Origin of the sequence: Mesorhizobium sp. (assembly GCF_005063415.1) — a bacterium.
Taxonomy (GTDB): domain Bacteria; phylum Pseudomonadota; class Alphaproteobacteria; order Rhizobiales; family Rhizobiaceae; genus Mesorhizobium.
In genome coordinates, this window is record NZ_SUEG01000240.1 from 1 (window position 1) to 230 (window position 230).

1 protein-coding gene is annotated in these 230 nt (G+C 61.3%); it reads left to right on the top strand.

Going from position 1 to position 230, the window contains the following annotated elements:
- Positions 1–230: NAD(P)-dependent oxidoreductase (locus E5W70_RS30825; protein WP_292665035.1), on the top strand; the 230-nt coding region annotated here is incomplete at both ends.

Consider the following 230-nt stretch of genomic DNA (forward strand, 5'->3'; position numbering starts at 1 on the left):
AATGTCGATATCCCGGCGGCGAGCCGCAAGGGCATCATCGTGATGAATACGCCCTTCGGCAATTCGATCACCACCGCCGAGCATGCCGTCGCCATGATCTTCGCGCTGGCCCGCCAGATACCGGAGGCCAACGCCTCGACCCATGCCGGCAAATGGGAAAAGAACCGCTTCATGGGTGTCGAGATCACCGGCAAGACGCTCGGCATCATCGGCTGCGGCAATATCGGCTC